This is a genomic window from Mucilaginibacter flavus, from assembly GCF_030409315.1.
Classification (GTDB): domain Bacteria; phylum Bacteroidota; class Bacteroidia; order Sphingobacteriales; family Sphingobacteriaceae; genus Mucilaginibacter; species Mucilaginibacter flavus.
Map to the genome: position 1 here is coordinate 148,983 of NZ_JAUFPS010000097.1, position 15,725 is coordinate 164,707.

General features: G+C 44.4%; 20 protein-coding genes. 9 read left to right on the forward strand and 11 right to left on the reverse strand.

Going from position 1 to position 15,725, the window contains the following annotated elements; genetic code table 11:
* The first annotated feature begins 1 nt into the window (after window position 1).
* From QWZ17_RS29320 to QWZ17_RS29330, 3 genes are read left to right on the forward strand one after another with little or no spacing between them, the layout of a single operon-like run.
* Entirely contained in the window at window positions 2–1,231 is a 1,230-nt protein-coding gene (locus QWZ17_RS29320) for a TolC family protein (protein ID WP_290308920.1), read from the forward strand.
* Complete coding sequence (locus QWZ17_RS29325) at window positions 1,206–2,471, forward strand: heavy metal-binding domain-containing protein (RefSeq protein WP_290308921.1); 1,266 nt, start codon at window positions 1,206–1,208, stop codon at window positions 2,469–2,471. The genes QWZ17_RS29320 and QWZ17_RS29325 overlap by 26 nt, the downstream gene beginning before the upstream one ends.
* Window positions 2,464–3,678 carry an efflux RND transporter periplasmic adaptor subunit gene (locus QWZ17_RS29330; protein ID WP_290308922.1) on the forward strand — a complete coding sequence of 405 codons (1,215 nt, stop codon included), beginning with the start codon at window positions 2,464–2,466 and terminating at the stop codon, window positions 3,676–3,678. Before QWZ17_RS29325 ends, QWZ17_RS29330 begins: the two co-directional genes overlap by 8 nt.
* A 6-nt stretch (window positions 3,679–3,684) precedes the next feature.
* Here QWZ17_RS29330 and QWZ17_RS29335 read toward each other — a convergent pair whose 3' ends face one another.
* The 8 genes from QWZ17_RS29335 to QWZ17_RS29370 all read right to left on the reverse strand — a co-directional run bounded on the left by QWZ17_RS29335 (window position 3,685) and on the right by QWZ17_RS29370 (window position 8,739).
* Window positions 3,685–4,347 (reverse strand): metallophosphoesterase family protein, encoded by a 663-nt coding sequence (locus QWZ17_RS29335; protein ID WP_290308923.1) that lies wholly within the window; start codon window positions 4,345–4,347, stop codon window positions 3,685–3,687.
* 1 nt (window position 4,348) lies between these two features.
* Window positions 4,349–5,107 (reverse strand): metallophosphoesterase family protein, encoded by a 759-nt coding sequence (locus tag QWZ17_RS29340; RefSeq protein ID WP_290308924.1) that lies wholly within the window; start codon window positions 5,105–5,107, stop codon window positions 4,349–4,351.
* Window positions 5,107–6,192 carry an ACR3 family arsenite efflux transporter gene (gene arsB, locus QWZ17_RS29345; RefSeq protein WP_290308925.1) on the reverse strand — a complete coding sequence of 362 codons (1,086 nt, stop codon included), beginning with the start codon at window positions 6,190–6,192 and terminating at the stop codon, window positions 5,107–5,109. Before arsB ends, QWZ17_RS29340 begins: the two co-directional genes overlap by 1 nt.
* 43 nt (window positions 6,193–6,235) lie before the next feature.
* Window positions 6,236–6,862 carry a hypothetical protein gene (locus QWZ17_RS29350; RefSeq protein WP_290308926.1) on the reverse strand — a complete coding sequence of 209 codons (627 nt, stop codon included), beginning with the start codon at window positions 6,860–6,862 and terminating at the stop codon, window positions 6,236–6,238.
* Between the two features lie 64 nt (window positions 6,863–6,926).
* Window positions 6,927–7,349 (reverse strand): arsenate reductase ArsC, encoded by a 423-nt coding sequence (locus QWZ17_RS29355; protein ID WP_290308927.1) that lies wholly within the window; start codon window positions 7,347–7,349, stop codon window positions 6,927–6,929.
* Window positions 7,346–7,774: an arsenic resistance N-acetyltransferase ArsN2 gene (gene arsN2 / locus QWZ17_RS29360; RefSeq protein ID WP_290308928.1), complete on the reverse strand. Its 429-nt coding sequence runs from the start codon at window positions 7,772–7,774 to the stop codon at window positions 7,346–7,348. Before arsN2 ends, QWZ17_RS29355 begins: the two co-directional genes overlap by 4 nt.
* Window positions 7,775–7,785: 11 nt before the next feature.
* A complete protein-coding gene (locus tag QWZ17_RS29365) occupies window positions 7,786–8,355 on the reverse strand; it encodes a DUF6428 family protein (protein WP_290308929.1) in 570 nt (189 codons plus the stop codon).
* 54 nt (window positions 8,356–8,409) lie between these two features.
* A complete protein-coding gene (locus QWZ17_RS29370; protein ID WP_290308930.1) occupies window positions 8,410–8,739 on the reverse strand; it encodes an ArsR/SmtB family transcription factor in 330 nt (109 codons plus the stop codon).
* Between the two features lie 99 nt (window positions 8,740–8,838).
* On the opposite strand from QWZ17_RS29370, the gene QWZ17_RS29375 reads away from it, so the two are divergent.
* From QWZ17_RS29375 to QWZ17_RS29390, 4 genes are read left to right on the forward strand one after another with little or no spacing between them, the layout of a single operon-like run.
* Window positions 8,839–9,636: a DUF547 domain-containing protein gene (locus QWZ17_RS29375; protein WP_290308931.1), complete on the forward strand. Its 798-nt coding sequence runs from the start codon at window positions 8,839–8,841 to the stop codon at window positions 9,634–9,636.
* Window positions 9,629–9,964, forward strand: coding sequence for an arsenosugar biosynthesis-associated peroxidase-like protein (locus QWZ17_RS29380; protein ID WP_290308932.1), 336 nt, complete (start codon window positions 9,629–9,631; stop codon window positions 9,962–9,964). Before QWZ17_RS29375 ends, QWZ17_RS29380 begins: the two co-directional genes overlap by 8 nt.
* Window positions 9,964–11,013 (forward strand): arsenosugar biosynthesis radical SAM (seleno)protein ArsS, encoded by a 1,050-nt coding sequence (gene arsS / locus QWZ17_RS29385; RefSeq protein WP_290308933.1) that lies wholly within the window; start codon window positions 9,964–9,966, stop codon window positions 11,011–11,013. Before QWZ17_RS29380 ends, arsS begins: the two co-directional genes overlap by 1 nt.
* A 2-nt stretch (window positions 11,014–11,015) precedes the next feature.
* Window positions 11,016–11,627, forward strand: a complete 612-nt coding sequence (locus tag QWZ17_RS29390; protein ID WP_290308934.1) for a TIGR04282 family arsenosugar biosynthesis glycosyltransferase — start codon at window positions 11,016–11,018, stop codon at window positions 11,625–11,627.
* Here QWZ17_RS29390 and QWZ17_RS29395 read toward each other — a convergent pair.
* Entirely contained in the window at window positions 11,624–12,316 is a 693-nt protein-coding gene (locus QWZ17_RS29395) for a TIGR04283 family arsenosugar biosynthesis glycosyltransferase (protein WP_290308935.1), read from the reverse strand. The two genes, QWZ17_RS29390 and QWZ17_RS29395, sit on opposite strands and share 4 nt — an antisense overlap.
* 56 nt (window positions 12,317–12,372) lie before the next feature.
* Between QWZ17_RS29395 and QWZ17_RS29400 the strand changes: the two genes are divergently transcribed.
* The gene (locus QWZ17_RS29400; protein ID WP_290308936.1) at window positions 12,373–12,849 is read left to right on the forward strand and encodes a TlpA disulfide reductase family protein; all 477 of its coding nucleotides are present in this window, start codon (window positions 12,373–12,375) and stop codon (window positions 12,847–12,849) included.
* Here the strand turns inward: QWZ17_RS29400 and QWZ17_RS29405 are convergent.
* Together QWZ17_RS29405 and arsM are read right to left on the reverse strand one after the other, a co-directional pair.
* Window positions 12,833–13,822 (reverse strand): NAD-dependent epimerase/dehydratase family protein, encoded by a 990-nt coding sequence (locus QWZ17_RS29405; protein ID WP_290308937.1) that lies wholly within the window; start codon window positions 13,820–13,822, stop codon window positions 12,833–12,835. The two genes, QWZ17_RS29400 and QWZ17_RS29405, sit on opposite strands and share 17 nt — an antisense overlap.
* A 12-nt stretch (window positions 13,823–13,834) precedes the next feature.
* Complete coding sequence (gene arsM, locus QWZ17_RS29410; RefSeq protein WP_290308938.1) at window positions 13,835–14,806, reverse strand: arsenosugar biosynthesis arsenite methyltransferase ArsM; 972 nt, start codon at window positions 14,804–14,806, stop codon at window positions 13,835–13,837.
* A 206-nt stretch (window positions 14,807–15,012) separates the two neighbouring features.
* Here arsM and QWZ17_RS29415 point away from each other — a divergent pair, with 206 nt between their 5' ends.
* Entirely contained in the window at window positions 15,013–15,714 is a 702-nt protein-coding gene (locus QWZ17_RS29415) for a sterol desaturase family protein (RefSeq protein WP_290308939.1), read from the forward strand.
* Window positions 15,715–15,725: the final 11 nt, after the last annotated feature.

Here is a 15,725-nt window from a genome sequence, read left to right on the forward strand (position 1 = left end):
CATGAAAACAAGCAATCAAATTATCATAACCCTGCTCACCTGCCTCGCCGGCTTTGCCGCCAAAGCACAAACCCTGCCCTTAGACAGTGTATTAGTTAAGGTAGCAAGCAACCCCGCTTTGCAGGCTTACGATGCAAAGATCAGCGCACAGGATGCCTATGCTACGGGCGCTAAGAGCCTGGATGCGCCGAAGATCAGCGCCGGCCAATACCAAACGCCCTATCAGGTCAATCCTAACGGAGGTTCTTTTATGATCCAGGCCGAGCAAATGTTTACTAACCCTGCTAAACTCCGGGCAAAAGAAGATTACCTGAAAGGAATGTCTAAAGTAACAGCAGAAGATAAAAATTATCAGAAAAATCAGCTCATCGCCCAGGCCAGGCAATATTATTACGAGCGCGTAGTGCTGGAAAAGAAACTCGCGCTACTGCAGGGTACACAAGGCTTACTGGAATATATGCTTAAAGATGCGAATATCCGGCTCACCTACGGGAAAGAAAAACTGCCGAATATCTATAAGACCAAAGCCGAACTGTTTGCACTGGATAATACCAGGGAGCAACTGAATAATGAGATCAGCCAGCGGAACATTATGCTCAATACGCTGATGAACCGGGATAAGCAAACCGTTTTCATGGTGGATACAATTATCATATTAAAAGATTACGAAGGCACTCTGACCGATACGGCAACGCTTTCTAACCAGCGAAGCGACATCAAAGGAGTCAGCCGCAATATCGAATTACAGCAATTGAATGCGCAGATGGAGTATAGTAAACGCAAGCCCGATTTTGGCATACAGGCGGCCCACATGATCAGTTACGGCGGTTTTCCGAATCAGTATATCCTGATGGCTTCGGTCACCATACCCATTGTTCCCTGGGCATCGAAAGAATACAAAGCCAACCTGAAAGGCATCCGTTACGAGGTGCAGGCATTACAGCAGAAAAGATCGGATATGCTTAACCAGGCGCAGGGGCAACTAAGCGGTTTAAGGGCAGAAATGGGCAGCAAGAAAAGATTATTGAAAAACTACCAGCTCAACATTGTCCCCGCCCTGCAAAATGCTTATAAAACGGCCTTACTGGCTTATGATCAAAATACCGGCGACCTGCCATCTGTCCTGGATAGTATCAAAAGTTTGCAGATGGCCCGGATGGAAACATTAGACCGATTGCAGGATCTATTAACCTTACAGGTAGCTTATGAAAGGGAATATGAGAAGTTTTAAGATGTTGGTCTTATCATTAGCTGTAATGCTGGTGGTAAGCGCCTGTGAAAACGAGAAACCCGCGCCTATCGTGGTTACGACCAAAAGCGATGTAAAATACACCTGCCCGATGCACCCGCAGATCATGGAAGACCATCCGGGGAGTTGCCCCATTTGCGGTATGAACCTGGTTAAAAAATCGGGCCAGGCCAGCGAGGGTTCAGGTATCAGCCTGCATACGGTTTTGCAGCCGGTAAACAGCAATGTCATTTCTTCAGTAGGTTATATTATGCCGGTACAGAGAACGGTTGCTACAGAAATTTCGGGCGACGGTTACCTGGACTTTGATACGCGGACATTCAACAACATCGCATCCCGTTATTCCGGCCGTATCGAAAAACTGTATATTAAATACGCCTTCCAGGAGATACATGCCGGGCAGCGCATTTTTGATATTTACAGCCCTGATCTGGTAACCGCCCAGCAGGATCTGTTATTCGTTTCCAAAAACTCTGCACATGAACCCGCATTGCTCCAGGCGGCCAGGCAAAAACTATTGCTGTTAGGCATGACCGCCACGCAGGTAGAACAAGTTGTCAGGACAGGAAAAGCGTTTTACAGCCTGCCTGTATATAGCACTTATTACGGCCATGTACACGATATGCCGCATAGCCAAATGGCAGTTAGCGCGGAAAATAAAACAGCTGCTGATTTTGCCGGCAACCTCCCGTTATCCATCAAAGAAGGCATGTACGTAGAAAAGGGCCAGACCTTGTTCAATGTCGTCAACCCGCATAGGCTTTGGGCCATAATTAAAATAGACCGTTCTCAGGTTTCCGGTTTAAAATTGAACCAAAAGGTACAGCTCAGCTTGCCCGATATGCCGGGCAAAGAACTCAGCGGTAAAGTCAACTTTATTGAGCCGTCATTGCAGGACGGAGATAAAGCTACCAGTATCCGAGTTTATCTCGACAATATGGATCACGAATTAAAAGTGAACAGCCTGGTTAAAGCCACTATACAAACTGGGGAAACAAACGGTTTATGGGTACCGAGGTCTGCAGTGCTGGATTTGGGGCAAACACAAATGGTATGGCTCAAGCAAGGTAGTTTATATAAAGCGCAGCAGGTCTATACCGGTATCAAAAATGATAAAGAGATACAGGTTACAAAAGGATTGTCATTAACGGATAGCCTGGCATCTAATGCGCAATATTTATCCGACAGCGAAAGCTTCATTAAAACACAGGGACATGATTAAGTTCAAAATATTAGTATTACTGCTAATGCTGGCCTTCGCTGCCTGCAAGCAAAAGCCGCAGGCTTCAACAGCGAAAACAACACTTAAAGCCTATTACACCTGTTCCATGCACCCGCAGGTTCACGAAGACCATGATGGTAACTGTCCGATCTGTGGTATGAAACTGATCAAGGTTGAATTGACCGGCACGACGAGTAATATGGCCAGCGATAAGGTCATCCTTACCGCAACCCAAATCCAACTTGCAGCTATACAAACGGATACCGTTAAAGAACAAAATACCGGCAGTGAAAAAACACTTACAGGTACGGTAACCACAGATGAAAACAGTGCGCAGGAATTGAGTGCCAGGTTAGCTGGCCGCATCCAAAAATTATTTGTCAGGGCAATTGGAGAAAAAATATCCGCTGGTCAGCCTGTTTATGCTATTTACAGCGAAGACCTCCAGGAAGCAGAAAAAGAATACCTATTGGCTAAACAGCAGCAAAAACTACTGCCTAATCCGGATATTGATTATCAGCAACTTATCGCGGCGGCAGAAAGCAAGCTGCAATTATGGGGCTTGTCATCATCGCAGATCAAGAATTTAGCCGCATTTGGTAAAGATTCTCCCACAACCGTTATATTGAGCAAGGTGACCGGAACAGTAAGTGATATTGCTGTACACGAGGGAGACTATGTTACAGAAGGGATGACTGTTTTAAAAACGCAATCTTTGAACAGCCTATGGGTAGAGGCTCAGCTTTACGCTAATGAAGTTGGGAATTATAAAGTCAGCGATCAGGTAAATGTATCCTTTCCCGATTTGGGCGGAAAGATCATCAGCGGCAAGGTTGAATTTATGAATCCCGAATTATCTGAAAACTCCAAAGTGGATCTGATCAGGATCAGTGTTCCAAACAATCAGGGATTGATCAGGCCTGGGATGTTGGCATATTTAACTATTGGAAATGGTGGTAACAAAAATTTAGCTGTTCCTGCATCGGCTGTTTTGACCGACAGCAAAGGCAGCAGGGTTTGGGTGAAAACTGCCGACGGCAGTTTTACTGCAAAAATGATTTCGGTTGGCGTTGGCAACCAATTCTTTGTGCCGGTTACTTCCGGTTTAGTGGCAGGTGAGGTCGTGGTTACCAGCGGAGCGTACCTATTGAATAGTGAAGCTATCTTTAAAAACGGCAGCGACCAAATGGTTGGGATGAAAATGTAAAAGGAATCAAAACGCACGCTTTAACCTATCAGCAAGTTCATCCGGTAATTCGCTGTTTTCGATAGCCTGGACTGCTTTCTTGATATCGTATTCAAAGCGGATGAACTCGGGATTAAGATCGCCGTTTTCTGCGATGTTTAATATTACATAACAGCCCTTCGGGTTGCCATCTTTAGGTTTACCAACTGAACCTATATTTATAACGTGTTTATCACCAATGGTACGGTGATACGGCAAGTGTGAATGCCCAACGCAAAGTACATCAGCTTTGGCTTCTACCATCATTTCCAGTACATAGTTTTCGTCAGTATCCACCAGCACATATTCGTTAATGCTGCGGGAACTGCCATGCGCTAATACCATATTCAAACGATCATTATTCAGCTGGTATTCCAGTTTAATATGTGCGGGCAAGGAATTTAGATATGCCCGGTTATCAGCCGATACCAGTTCATAAGCGAAGCCCTTGGTTTTTTGGTCATGGTTACCCGCAAGTGTAGCGATGCCGCGTTTACGTATTTCGGCAATGATCTCGTTGGGCCAGATGTTGTAGCCGATCATATCGCCTAAGCAATAAACCGCATCCAGTTTGCGGCTGTCCAGGTCAATTAAAAAAGCTTCAAATGCCGGTAAGTTGGCGTGTATGTCTGAAAAAAGTGCGATCCTCATGTTATCCGTTTCTTAGCATGTCAGCGTATTCATTCGGCAGCGGGCTTTCCTTAACCGCTTTGGCCGCTTTTTCAATATCATAATCAAAGCGGATGAACTCGACCTTGATACTGTCTTTATCAGTTTTGGAACTGTTTTCATTGATATGCAGCAGTACGTATCCGCCACGGGGGTCTTTATCTTTGGGCTTGCCAACCGAACCTATATTGATGGCATGGTAGAACTGGCCTTTATCGGTAAGAACCCTATGATAAGGCTGATGCGTATGGCCGAAGCACATCACATCGGCATCAGCGGTTTCCATAATGCGTAGCAAACTTTTCTCGTCCCGATCTTCAAACAGGTATTCGTTAACCTTGCGCGGACTGCCATGCACAAAAAGTACATTGAGCTTATCATTATTGAGCTGGAACTCCAAACGGATATGTGCCGGTAATGTGCGCAAATAAGCCCGCTGTTCGTCTTTTACTACCTCGTTGGTATAAGCGATGGATATTTTGCCTAAAGCCTTTTCTTCGTCTGTTTTATAGGCACAACCGCAATCATCACTATGCCTGCCGATACCGAAGTCATAGTTACCTGTAATGCAGGGAATGTTACGTTTGCGGATCTCGTCAATGACTTCGTTCGGCCAGATGTTATAGCCTACCAGGTCACCCAGGCAATAAATTGCATCAGGCTGTTGCTTTTGTACGTCAGCAAAAAATCCCTCCAATGCCGGCAGGTTCGCGTGGATATCTGAAAAAAGAGCGATCTTCATTATTCTACGGTGGTTAAAGATTTAGCGGTATAATATTTCTTACGGAAGTAAAAGGCCAGGTTCACCAAAGCGATCAGGGCCGGTACTTCTACTAATGGGCCGATCACCCCGGCAAAGGCCTCACCGGAGTTGATGCCGAACACGCCGATGGCAACGGCAATCGCCAGTTCAAAGTTGTTGCCGGTGGCTGTAAAGGCTATCGAGGTGCTTCTTGAGTAATCGGCACCAAATGACTTGCCGATAAAAAAGCTCAGCACGAACATGATGGTAAAGTAGATCACCAATGGTATCGCGATACGTAACACATCAAATGGTATCTGAACGATCAGGTTGCCTTTTAGGCTGAACATCACGACGATGGTAAACAGCAAAGCGATCAGCGTAATCGGTGAGATAAACGGTACATATTTGGTTTGAAACCATTCTTCACCTTTGATTTTTATTAGCGTATAACGGCTGATAACACCGGCAGCAAACGGAATGCCCAGGTAGATGCCGACACTTTTGGCGATCTCGCCAATGGTGATGTTGACAGCCAATCCTTTCAGCCCAAACAATGGCGGCAGTACCGTGATAAACAGGTAAGCATAAACACTGTATAATAGCACCTGGAAGATACTGTTCAATGCGATCAGCCCGGCAGCGTACTCCCGGTTGCCTTCCGCCAGTTCATTCCAAACCACCACCATCGCGATACAACGGGCCAGTCCGATCAGTATCAAACCAACCATATAAGCCGGGTGGTCACGCAATAAAGTAATGGCTAAAACAAACATCAATACCGGCCCGATGATCCAGTTCAGGATAAGTGAAGCGCTCAATACTTTGGTATCCTTGAATACCTCGCCCATATTCTCGTATTTCACTTTAGCCAGCGGCGGGTACATCATTAGTATCAAACCAATAGCTAAAGGGATATTGGTCGTACCGCTGGAAAAGGAATTGATAAAGCCGGATGAGGATGGTATGAAGTAACCAATACCCACCCCGATAGCCATCGCCAGGAATATCCATAGCGTGAGGTAGCTATCAAGGAAGCTTAGTTTTTTGCGTTCGGCAACGGGGGCACAGTTGTTTGCTGACATAATTTATTGCGTATATCGTGTTTTAATATGAATTGAGTATTAACTACTTCCAGTTTTCTTTGAATTTAGTGGCGGCAAATAGCATTTCCGCTGTGATCAGCTTGGCTTGCGTGTCGTACTGCTCGTCTGTTGCAGTGGCCGCTAACGGTGCATATTTCAGTTTTACGGCAAACTTATCCGGGCTGGCGAGTAATGACGCTGCGCTTTCCTGTACCACAATATGGATCGCCTGCGGATTCGATGGCGAGGTTTCAAATGTAACCGAACCGCCCTGGTCATTATATTTAGCTTCATCGCCACTTACTTTAAAGCCGAGCTTTACCAGTGCCGGAGCCACTTTAGCCGATGTTGCGGTGCCCACTACAAATATTTTAACGTCATTGATGCCATAAGATGCCAGGGAAGATTTCAGTACCGCTTTAGCAACCTGGGCGCTAAAGCCATCATTGCCGACAAATTCTACGATCACGGGTTGTTTTTTTCCTTTAACAACAATCCCCAATTGCTGGATGCCGCCCAGATCATCCTGCCGGGCATCGGCTATCGGACTGCTTTTTTTAATGGCTTTAAAAGTTTGCGCCAGTTCAGGGTAAACGGGGTCGCCAGCAGGTGCAAAAGCGGAACTTACTACCAGTAAGCCGACTAATAAAAGTAAGGATAATTGTTTCATGACTTTATTTTTTAGGGTTTAATTGGTTTATTGCTATTTAACGATTGATAGGTGCAAAAAAAACTTAGTTCACGTGTTCGCTTACAAAGTCAGCCGCGTAAATTTTGATCATATCCCTTACCCGTCTGAACTCATTCATCACCTCTTCAGACGTACCAGTTGCTTTGGCAGGGTCTGGAAAGTTCTCATGGAAGCGCTCCACTTTGCCCGGAAAAAATGGGCAGGCTTCGTTTGCATTATCACAAACGGTGATCACCTGGTCAAAGGGTATGGCTATATATTCATCTACATGGTTAGAAGTATGCCTGGAGATATCGATATGATCTTCAGCCATCACCTGTATCGCTTTTGGATTTACGCCATGGGTTTCGATACCTGCGCTGTAAACATTGGCCTTGTCACCCGCAAAGTAACGCAGGTAACCTTCAGCCAGTTGGCTGCGGCAACTATTGCCGGTGCAGAGCACTAATATATTTTTCTTATTCATGATATTATCTTTTTCATTACGATGGCTGATACCGGGCAAACATGGCTGAACTCTGATGAGCACTGCACCTCGGCTGGTACTTCGTCCCTGATAATCTTGCTGTAATTTTTCTGTTCAAAGTATGCTGCCGCTGTTTCAGTTAACAGGTATAATTCTGACAGGCCCTTTTGTTTGCTGATATGATCCAAACGTGCCAGCAGTTTAGTAGCTATGCCTGCTTTTCTATGTTCAGGGTGGACAGCCAGTGAGCGAAGTAAGCCATACTTCGCGTAAACTTCAACACCGCCTATGCCAATCACCTCGCCATCTTGGATAGCAACAATAAAGTTATCCAGCGTTTCCGGCAAATCGTCCACCGGCAGCTTTTCAGCCGCCAGAAGCTCGATAATTTTGTCCCGGTAGGTTTTGGCTTGGTCGATGATCATTTCCTTAATATTTAGCAGCAGCCGCCACCCGGTGTGCAACAAGCTTCAGCAGGTGCAGCAGCCAGGTTCACTAATTGTACTTTCGGTTTTTCGGCAACCGGTGCGCAGCACTCTTCGCCTTTATCATTGGTGCCGCAACTGCCGCCACGGGTTTGAGCTTTGCATTGTACGGCATCCGGGCGTAAGTCAACGGTTAAGGCGCTGCCGTCCACGATCATTTCATTGGGGAACATCTGGCGGGTATCAAACTCAGAATTACCGAACTCGATCTTTACCGTACCATTAGGGTTAAGCGGCAGCATTTTTTCAACGATGTTAACAATAGATAATGCTTTACCTACTTTCATAGAACGTTCCTGTTGTTCGCCTTCAGGTACCCATAACTGCACAATGATCTCTGTCCAGGCGTTCATCACACCGCCGCAATCTACCGAGGTAATAGGAGCTTGTTTAATCTCGGTAATATGGTAAGCCGCATCTACCAGTTTGCCTTCGGCATATTGGAATTGCAGGTCAAGGTCGGGATGCTGTAATAAGGTATCTTTAAAGGTTTTCCAGTTGATCGCTTCTACTTTATTCATGGCTTTGTGTTTATTATATTATTGCAATATTGCGATTGATTTATTCAAATTTTTTTAACAGCAGGTCGCTTTCAGATCATAAGCCGCGAAGAACCCGTTCATTTGTTCTTTCAGTTCATTCCATACCGGTGGATTGATGCAATAACAAACGCTTACGCCCTCAATGGTGCCTTGTATCAGTCCGGCATTTTTCAGTTCTTTCAAATGCTGTGAAATGGTCGGCTGCGCTAAACCCAATTCCTCTACCAGATCGCCGCAGATACAGGTATTCGATTTAATGATCTCCTGCAAGATGGCGATCCGGGCAGGGTGCGCGATGGCTTTGAGCATCACAGCTAACCTGTTCTGTTCTTCGGTGAATATTTCTGTTTTAGTTAAGCCCATACTTTATATTGCAATATTACGATGAATGATTTATAATTCCAAATAAATTCTTATTTCAGTTTCATAAAGCCATAAGAAATTTTATTACGTAATTTATATATGCGTTTGAAACTTTCTTTTAAATCAACTTTAATGGTATTCTTCCTGTTGATCACGGTATCAGCCAACGCGCAACCGAAAACCATCAAAGCCCCAAACTACATCAAATTATCAGAAAACTTTCTCTACGCAGCTAAAACAGGCGATAGCACAACTGCATTTATCGATACCTTGAAAAATGCGGATCAAAATGTTTTAGCCGGGCAGTTGAATAATGACCCTAAAAAACTGGCCTTCTGGCTAAACCTGTATAACGGTTTTACCCAGGTTATCTTAAAAAAAGACCCTGATCAATATAAAACGCGCGGTTCTTTCTTTTCCAGTAAGCAGATACACGTTGCCGGACAGGAATTAAGCTTGGACCTGATCGAGCATGGGATATTGCGGCATAGCAAGGTTAAATGGAGCGAAGGTTATTTGAGTAAGCTTTTCCCTTCCGGATTTGAAAAAAAGTTCCGGGTGGAAAACCTGGATTACCGTATCCATTTCGCGTTGAACTGCGGAGCTAAAAGCTGTCCGCCTATCGCTTTCTATGAACCGGAGCAATTAGACAAGCAGTTAAATGTGGCCGTCAAAACTTATTTAAAGGGAGAGGTAACTTACAATAAAGAGCAAAATACAGTGGATGTTCCGGCGCTCATGGGTTGGTTCCGCCATGATTTTGGGGGTAAAAAGGGAATGCTGGACATCTTGATCAAAAATAAGATCATCCCGGAAGGAACAAAGCCAATAATCCACTTTAAAAAGTACGACTGGAGTTTATATTTGAATAATTATAAATCGGAAAACAATGGCTGATCATTATTATAATGCCGAAGACCTCGGCAAGTTTGGGAATATCGGGGAATACCAAAAGGAAATGGCAGATAAGTTCTTCGCCTATTACGGTGAAGTGTTCAAAGATGGTGCGTTAACCGCGAAAGAAAAATCCTTGGTGGCTTTGGCGGTGGCCCATGCCGTCCAATGCCCTTATTGTATCGATGCGTACAGCAGCGATGCTTATGAGAAAGGTTATAGTGAAGCGCAAATGATGGAAGCGGTACACGTGGCTTCGGCCATCAAAGGCGGTGCGGTATTGGTACATGGTGTACAGATGATGAACAAAGTGAAAGCAATCAGCATGTAATGATTAAATCACTTAAAGTCCTGCAAAACCCTTTAGCCAACAGTGCTTATCAACTGGACATTTTAGAACATGATCCGAAGCACCAGCACGCTTCCTTCAAAGATAAAGTCGCTGCTATCGGGCTGTTTCCATTGTTGGCTGGTGGTGTGGAGATCTTCCAGGTGAACATGGGTAAAATGTGTAACCAGGTTTGTAAACATTGCCACGTAGATGCCGGGCCTGACCGCAAAGAGATCATGACCAGGGAAACCATGCAGTTGTGCCTGAATGTGTTAGCAGGTTCCCCCATCAAAATTGTTGACCTAACGGGTGGTGCCCCTGAACTCAACCCTGATTTTAGATGGTTTGTGGAGCAGATCAAAGCATTAGGAAAGCATATTATTGTGCGCTGTAATCTCACGATTATCTTAGCTAATAAACGTTTCCACGATCTCCCTGAATTTTTTAAACTGCACCGGATCGAAGTAGTTTCCTCCTTACCCAGCTTTACACAGGATAGAACGGATAAACAGCGTGGTGACGGCGTATTTGAAGACTCCATTAAAGCCTTACAAATGTTAAATGCCGTGGGCTACGGCCTTGCTGATACCGGCCTAACTCTTAACCTTGTTTATAACCCGGCTGGTGCATTCTTACCGCCATCGCAGGATGCGCTGGAAAAAGAATATAAATTTGAGCTGATGAAAAAATACAACATCAGTTTCAATAACCTTTTTGCCATTACCAATATGCCCATCAGCCGCTATCTGGATTATCTTTTGACAACCAACAACTACGATAAGTATATGGAAAAACTGATCAGCGCGTTCAATCCTGCCGCTGTCAACAATGTGATGTGTCGCAATACCATCTCTGTTGGATGGGACGGCTATTTATACGATTGTGATTTTAACCAAATGCTCGACCTGAAAGTTACGCCAATAACCTCGCAGCACTTATCCGTTTTTGATTTGAGTTTATTGCAAAACAGGGAGATCATTTTGAAACAGCACTGCTACGGCTGTACCGCGGGTGCGGGATCAAGTTGCGGCGGCGCAGTCGCCGAATAAGTATGACCGATATTACTCCCTTAAACACCGCGCTGATCCTATTTGTACGCCACCCGGAACTGGGTAAAGTTAAAACCCGGCTGGCGAGGGTGATCGGTGATGAAAAAGCATTGTCTGTTTACAATTTATTACTTGGCCATACCCGCCAGGTCACGATACCCTTAAACTGCCGCAAATTCGTCTATTACACTAATCAGGTAGTCGAACACGATATTTGGACATTCCCTGGCTTTACTAAAAGGCAGCAATTCGGGGAGGATCTGGGCGCAAGGATGTCCAACGCTTTCAAAGAACTTTTTGAACAGGGTTTTAAAAGGGTGATGATCATTGGTAGTGATTGTTATCAATTACAAACGGCAGTACTTGAACAGGCTATATCCACTTTGGCCGGTAGCGAAGTCGTGATAGGTCCTACGTTCGACGGCGGTTATTACCTCATAGGTTCAAACCGGTACATCCCTGAATTATTTATCGGTAAAGCCTGGAGTACTGACCAGGTAATCGATCAGACCATAGCTACTGTCAACCAATTGCAATTAAGCTACAGTTTGCTGGAAAAGCTGCATGACGTGGATGAAGCGGCGGATTTGGAACTAAACGGAATTTCAGTTTAGCGGTAGTTCAGCAGCTCCTTATACTTCAAAACCATACTTTCCTGGCTTGCCCCTTTTTGATACATCCTGACAATGGTGTAGTTAGCCTTTTGGACTGTAAACCAGCCATTGGTATCATATTTCCTGGCAGAGATCAGTACCGGTTTTGTAATGATCTTATATTTCCCCCTTTTTCTTGCCCTCGCGCAAAATTCAAACTCTTCCATGATCTTCATCGTGCCGTCAAATCCGCCGGCTTGCTCAAACAGGTCTTTTTTGATGAACAGGGTTTGATCCCCGCCCATCCCGCCGAACGTGTCCAGGCGGCTCAATAGGGCATTTAATTTAAGCAGCCAACTTGTGCTGTCATAGGTAGAAAGATACCGGCCCATATCATAACCGTTTTTAACGGCATTGGCAATATCTGTCATATAGGTTTCAGGCGGCAGCGTATCGGCATGAACGAAATAAAGCAGGTCGCCTTTAGCCAGCGATGCGCCAAAATTCATTTGTGCCGCCCTCCCTTTTTGAGGCGATAAAACAGCCATCGCTCCGGAGGCTTTCGCAATGTTGAGGGTTTGATCGGTGCTGCCGCCATCACATACAATGATCTCCTGCAAACTATCATAACCAAAGCGGGTTAAATAACTAAGTAATTGGCCGATGTTTCCGGCTTCGTTATATACAGGAATAATTACGCTAACTTTCATCTCTCAATTGAAATTTACGTATATCATTCCATACCGGATGAATTAATTTGAAAGTCATGAAAAATAAGATCTTATATACTTTAGCTTTTTGCTTGCTTTTATCTTTCCATTTAAAAGCTCAGCAAGTTAAACTAATTACCGTTTCGCAACTGGAAAGCCGTATCAGACAAGGGAAAGATACAACGTATGTGATCAACTTTTGGGCCACCTGGTGCAAACCCTGTGTTAAAGAACTGCCTGAATTTGAAAAATTCAAAACGTCGGTCAAGGGTAAACCTATTAAAGTTATCCTGATCAGTGCCGATCTTAGATCCAAACTGGAAAGCGGGGTGCAGCCTTTTGTAAAGGCGCACCAATTAACCGGCGAGGTTTACTTACTCAACGAAGACCCAAATTCATACAACGAAAAGATCAGTGCTGATTGGTCTGGTGCGCTACCCGGAACGTTGATCGTGAAAAATGGCAAAAGGAAGTTTCACGAAGCCGCTTATTCTTATGATGAGCTGGTCGCGGCTGTCAGGCAGGTTGATTGAGCCAGTCCAGCGTTTTACTTACCCCTTCTTTTAACGGGGTTATCGTGTAACCTATTTCCTGTTCGGCCTTTTTGGAAGTTACAATCCACTGCTTGGTGTATTTCCTCACAAACGGCGGGGTGATCATGGGTTGTTTCCCAAACAGACGAGCCATCATTAATTGTATCCTGGAAAGAAACAGCATAACCGGTAAAGGAACATTGTACATTTTTCTTTTTACTCCTGTAAGTTCATCCACCAGGCTAAAAAACTCATTGTATGTGGCATTCACCCCACCCAACAAATAACGTTCGCCGGGTTTGGCTTTTTCCATTGCGGCTATCAGTCCGTTTATCGTATCATCAATATATACATAGTTGCCGATGCTATTTCCATTGCAAGGTTTAATTTTCCAATGGCCGCTCACATACATTTTCATTAACCTCGTGAATCCATTGCTTTCGGTTAATAATCCGGGACCATACACCCGGCTGGGATTCACAATGATGCCACGGATACCCCTCGGAATATAAGTTTTGATCAGTTGCTCCGCAGCTACTTTACTTTGTTCATAAAGCGTTTCCAATTTAGGATCAGTGTTGGTCAATTCGCACACAGGTTCACCGTCCTTAGAATCCCCGACAACCCCAGCCGTTGAGGTGAACAGCACGTCGGTTATACCTGCTGTCAAACAGGCATCTAAAACATTTTTCAGCCCGTTCACATTGATCTGATGAAAGCTTCGGGGATTTTTATGCCATACCGAAGCTAATGCCGCCAGGTGGTAGACCTGCCCGCAGCCAGTCATGGCAGTTAACAGGGAAACCGGATCTAAAATATCCCCGGTAAATAACAGGATATTGGAATGATCCAGTAAAGATTTTCCTTTCTGCGCATCTCGCACCAGCGCGTGGATTGTATGCCCATCATCGGCTAACTGTATAGCCAGCTTTTGGCCGATATAGCCGGTAACGCCTGTAATAAATATTTTCATCGGCTGTATCGATTAGCAACAGCCTCCGCCGTCATAAAACCAGGTAGAGTTGGAGATAAAAATATCATCCCGCTTCAGTGCTGCCAAATTCCCGGCAGTCTTGTCGCAAACAGCTAAGGGCTGGTTAGGCATCAAAACATGGCCTTTTTCATCATCGAAATACTCCTTTTCACCATAATAGATAGCCGCCTTTCCGGTAAATATACAGGGGCCGTCAGCGGGCATGGGGTCTTTGATGGCGCAGACTTCCACGCTTTCGATATACAACAATTCCTCGGTAGGATACTGGCCCGGAGCCAAAATCCGGTATGGCCTTTTAGCCCTGATCTCTATGGTGCCGAAACCGATATCGGTTATACTTTTGATGTAATCATTTAAAGTTAATGAACCGGTAAGGCATAAGGCCCTTAACCGATCATCATTCCGTAAGGCTTCGCTCATGGGTTGGTCGCAAACCGGATCAGACATGACCAAACGCCCGCCAGGCTTTAACACCCGGTATATTTCATTTAATGCCTGTTTCAAATCGTTCTCCTTGAAAATATTGAATAGACAGTTTTGACCGGCAACGTCTATGGAATTATCCGCTACAGGAAGCGCTAAAGCAGATCCCTTGCGCAGATCAATAAATTCTTTTTTGAACCAGGAATTTAATTTTTCCGCTTCCAGTAAATTGTCGGCACAGCTTTGCAGCATCTCATCCACAATGTCAACCCCTATAACTCCTTGCTTGTTTCGGTTGAAATAGGAAAACTGCAATAGCTCCATACCACCGCCAACACCGACGTAAAGTATGGTTGGATCATTAGCCAGGTCATTGGCGCTTACTATGGAACCACAGCCATAATTCATTTCCTGCATGATCTTCGGTATTTCCAGCCCCGGAAAGGCATTCATGGGAGTCGTGGTACAGCAAAGGCCAACATCAGGCTTTAATGCGGCATCGCGGTATACATTTATCGTTTCATCAAGGTAATTGTCCATAGTTCCTGTAATTCTAAAAGATATACGCTGTTCATCGGCTGACGGCTTTTTAAAAAGACGAAATTCCCAGCATCATAGAAACAAATAAAACCTTTGATGGTGGTTTCATCGTAATTCAAAATTGAAGATATAGGATAAAGTTGGATTTATGAATTATAAACAAGCGTCTTTTACGCTTAACTTTAGCTATCTCGTAAATTGAGGCTATGAATACTATTATACAGTCCCTGGCGGTTGGCTTTGTTTTTATACTGGCCTACATTGCGGAACATTTATTCCCGCAAAGGCAGGAGTTGCTGAAAGATGATCACGATTTAAAAAATATCAAGGTGGGCCTGGTCAATCTGGTATTTTCATTTGTAAGTGGTTATTACCTGCAAAAGCTGATGGGTTATACTTCAATAAGGGGCATTGGCCTGATCCCTTTTGCCAAAATCCCTACATTATTATCCATAGTGCTCCAAATACTTTGTATCGATCTTTTTGTTTACTGGTGGCACCGTATCAATCACAAAATCCCATTATTTTGGAAATTCCATAAATTCCATCACGAGGATGAACGGATGAATAGCACTACGGCTGTCCGGTTTCATACGGTTGAATTGTTTTTTTCAGTAATTGCCAAAGCGGTATTTCTTATATTAATGGGCATAACCGTTACGGGACTGGTCGCTTACGGGATTTTGTTCTTTCCTGTAGTATTGCTGGTCCACTCCAATATCAGGATCAGTCAAAAAGCTGACTTTTTATTAAGGAAAATGATCATTAGTCCACTAATGCACCGGATACATCACTCAAATGTCGTAGTTGAAACTAACTCCAATTATGGATCGGTCTTTCCGTTTTGGGATAGGATGTTTAAAAGTTATAAAAAGGTTACTTCGACCCCAATCAAGTTTGGACTATAGGAATATATTTA

Coding starts and splice junctions, on each gene's coding strand:
- QWZ17_RS29320 (WP_290308920.1), top strand. CDS start 2: ATGAAAACAAGCAATCAAATTATCATAACCCTGCTCACCTGCCTCGCC.
- QWZ17_RS29325 (WP_290308921.1), top strand. CDS start 1,206: ATGAAAGGGAATATGAGAAGTTTTAAGATGTTGGTCTTATCATTAGCT.
- QWZ17_RS29330 (WP_290308922.1), top strand. CDS start 2,464: ATGATTAAGTTCAAAATATTAGTATTACTGCTAATGCTGGCCTTCGCT.
- QWZ17_RS29335 (WP_290308923.1), bottom strand. CDS start 4,347: ATGAGGATCGCACTTTTTTCAGACATACACGCCAACTTACCGGCATTT.
- QWZ17_RS29340 (WP_290308924.1), bottom strand. CDS start 5,107: ATGAAGATCGCTCTTTTTTCAGATATCCACGCGAACCTGCCGGCATTG.
- arsB (WP_290308925.1), bottom strand. CDS start 6,192: ATGTCAGCAAACAACTGTGCCCCCGTTGCCGAACGCAAAAAACTAAGC.
- QWZ17_RS29350 (WP_290308926.1), bottom strand. CDS start 6,862: ATGAAACAATTATCCTTACTTTTATTAGTCGGCTTACTGGTAGTAAGT.
- QWZ17_RS29355 (WP_290308927.1), bottom strand. CDS start 7,349: ATGAATAAGAAAAATATATTAGTGCTCTGCACCGGCAATAGTTGCCGC.
- arsN2 (WP_290308928.1), bottom strand. CDS start 7,774: ATGATCATCGACCAAGCCAAAACCTACCGGGACAAAATTATCGAGCTT.
- QWZ17_RS29365 (WP_290308929.1), bottom strand. CDS start 8,355: ATGAATAAAGTAGAAGCGATCAACTGGAAAACCTTTAAAGATACCTTA.
- QWZ17_RS29370 (WP_290308930.1), bottom strand. CDS start 8,739: ATGGGCTTAACTAAAACAGAAATATTCACCGAAGAACAGAACAGGTTA.
- QWZ17_RS29375 (WP_290308931.1), top strand. CDS start 8,839: ATGCGTTTGAAACTTTCTTTTAAATCAACTTTAATGGTATTCTTCCTG.
- QWZ17_RS29380 (WP_290308932.1), top strand. CDS start 9,629: ATGGCTGATCATTATTATAATGCCGAAGACCTCGGCAAGTTTGGGAAT.
- arsS (WP_290308933.1), top strand. CDS start 9,964: ATGATTAAATCACTTAAAGTCCTGCAAAACCCTTTAGCCAACAGTGCT.
- QWZ17_RS29390 (WP_290308934.1), top strand. CDS start 11,016: ATGACCGATATTACTCCCTTAAACACCGCGCTGATCCTATTTGTACGC.
- QWZ17_RS29395 (WP_290308935.1), bottom strand. CDS start 12,316: ATGAAAGTTAGCGTAATTATTCCTGTATATAACGAAGCCGGAAACATC.
- QWZ17_RS29400 (WP_290308936.1), top strand. CDS start 12,373: ATGAAAAATAAGATCTTATATACTTTAGCTTTTTGCTTGCTTTTATCT.
- QWZ17_RS29405 (WP_290308937.1), bottom strand. CDS start 13,822: ATGAAAATATTTATTACAGGCGTTACCGGCTATATCGGCCAAAAGCTG.
- arsM (WP_290308938.1), bottom strand. CDS start 14,806: ATGGACAATTACCTTGATGAAACGATAAATGTATACCGCGATGCCGCA.
- QWZ17_RS29415 (WP_290308939.1), top strand. CDS start 15,013: ATGAATACTATTATACAGTCCCTGGCGGTTGGCTTTGTTTTTATACTG.